The organism is Polaromonas glacialis (genome assembly GCF_000709345.1).
Classification (GTDB): domain Bacteria; phylum Pseudomonadota; class Gammaproteobacteria; order Burkholderiales; family Burkholderiaceae_C; genus Polaromonas; species Polaromonas glacialis.
Map to the genome: position 1 here is coordinate 1 of NZ_JMDZ01000042.1, position 2,117 is coordinate 2,117.

Consider the following 2,117-nt stretch of genomic DNA (forward strand, 5'->3'; position numbering starts at 1 on the left):
GCCAGCGGCGCGATACCGGCGGCCACGGCGGCCACGGCGCCGCCGCTGGAGCCGCCAGGCGTCAACGCCGGCGCCCACGGATTGCCAGTGACACCGAACAGCGGGTTGTCCGTATAACCTTCAAGCGCAAACTCGGGCACGTTGGTCTTGCCGACGATGAGGGCCCCGCCGGCGCGGGCGCGGGCCACCGCCAGTTCGTCGTGCCCGGTCTGGTGCTGGCGCAGGGCTGGTGTGCCCCAGGTCGTTGGCATATCAGACGTCAGCAGGCTGTCCTTCACGGTCAAGGGGATGCCATCGAGTGCTGACAAGGGCTGCGCTTGAGCGTGGCGCCTGGTAGCCGCCTCCGCTTCCTCTAGAAACCGCTCGTCGCGGCGGACAACGATCGCGTTCAGGTGCGGATTGACCGCGTCGAGCCGCACCAAGCAGTCCTGCGCCACCGCCAGCGGCGTCAATGAGCCCTCGCGAAAGCGGCGGTGCAGTTCCACAGCGGAAAGACGCCAGAGTTCAGGTGATTCGGTCATTGCATTCGCCTCACATCTTCGAGGGCAGCCAGGAGACGATCCCCGGGAATGCGATGATCAGCAGCGTGAACACGAGCATGATGATGACGTAGGGAACGGCGCCCACCATGGCGTCACGGATGCCGCCCTTGTCCGGCCGGATGCCATGCACGACGAACAGGTTCATGCCCACCGGCGGCGTGATCATGCCCAACTCGCACATCAGAACAATGAAGATGCCGAACCAGACCGGATCGACCCCCAGGTGGGTGACGATTGGAAAGGTGATCGGAATGGTCGCCACCATCATCGACAGCACGTCCATGAACATGCCAAGCACGAAATAAAAGACGACCAGCACCAGCAGCATCTGGGTGGCCGACAGACCGAACGATGTCACCCAGGTGGTCATCGCCTCGGCAACGCCCGTCAGACTGATGGCCAGATTCAGGATGAACGCGGCGGTGATGATCAAGAGGATCATGCCGCTGGTCTTGGCGGTTTGCACAAAACAGTGTTGCAGCAGCGTCCAGTTCAGCTTTCCGCCGTGCCAGGCGAAGAACACTGAGGTGACAACACCGAGCGCGGCCGATTCGGTGGTCGTTGCCAGACCGGTGTAGAGGCTGCCCATCACGATGAAGAACACCACCGCTGGCGGAATCAGGTCTTTCAGCAGGCGCAAGCGCTGCGCCAGCGGCACCTTTTCCTCACGGATGGTGCTGCCCGTCAGGAGCGCGTGGCCCATGATGAAGAGCATGAAACACCCGGTCAGCAAGAGTCCAGGCAGGATGCCGGCAATGAACAGCTTGCCGATAGAGGTATCGGTCAACGAGCCATAGATGATCATGTTGACCGATGGCGGGATCAGGATGCCCAGCGTGCCGCCGGCTGCGATCGCCCCGAGCGACATGTCCATCCGGTAGCCGCGCTTGTACAGCGATGGCAACGCCACCGTGCCCACGGTGGCTGCAGTGGCCACCGATGAGCCTGAGGTGGCCGCGAACAGGGCGCTGCAGCCGATGCCGGTGTGCAGCAAGCCACCGGGAAGCCGGCCCAGCCAGGCAGCCAGTGCGCCGAACATGCGGTCGGCGATACCCGAGCGCAGCAGCAATTCGCCCATCAGCACAAACAACGGGACGGCCGTCAGCAAGTTGTCGTTGTGCACGCCCCAAAGCACCGGGGCGATGGAGTCGATGAATGGCATGCCGTAAGCCAGCAGGCCGCCGACGATTCCAACCCCCGCCATTGCAACGGCGATGGGCAGCCCTAGCAGCATCATGCCGAGCATGAGGCCAAAGGCGAGCAGGATGTAAGTGACGTTCATGCGCGGGCTCCCGGGGCGGTAATGTGATGGACATGGGGCGCATCGTCGCTTGAGCGCGTCTTGAGATCTTCAACCTCTTCATCGACTTCCTGCTTGGTCGAGCGCGGGCCGTAATCGGCGTTCAGCTCGTCGGTACGGCCGCTCAGCAGTAGGATCGACGCATGGATCGCAAATGCTGCAGAGACCAGGGCGAACATGATCAGACCGAGCAGCCAAGCGCTTTGCGGGTAGACCAAGGGGGTCGCCCAGGGCGTCTGCGCCACACTTTGGTAAGCCTGTGTGTCCCGGATCAC

2 protein-coding genes and 1 pseudogene are annotated in these 2,117 nt (G+C 63.2%); all 3 read right to left on the reverse strand.

Annotated features, from left to right (window positions below):
• The coding region (locus tag EC86_RS0100200; protein WP_036771540.1) for an amidase family protein at positions 1–521 on the reverse strand (521 nt) is incomplete at its 3' end.
• A 10-nt stretch (positions 522–531) separates the two neighbouring features.
• The gene (locus EC86_RS0100205; protein WP_029523712.1) at positions 532–1,824 is read right to left on the reverse strand and encodes a TRAP transporter large permease; all 1,293 of its coding nucleotides are present in this window, start codon (positions 1,822–1,824) and stop codon (positions 532–534) included.
• Positions 1,821–2,117: pseudogene (locus EC86_RS29380) on the reverse strand (hypothetical protein); the annotation flags it as partial. The pseudogene EC86_RS29380 and the gene EC86_RS0100205, both read right to left, overlap by 4 nt.

Coding starts and splice junctions, on each gene's coding strand:
- EC86_RS0100205 (WP_029523712.1), bottom strand. CDS start 1,824: ATGAACGTCACTTACATCCTGCTCGCCTTTGGCCTCATGCTCGGCATG.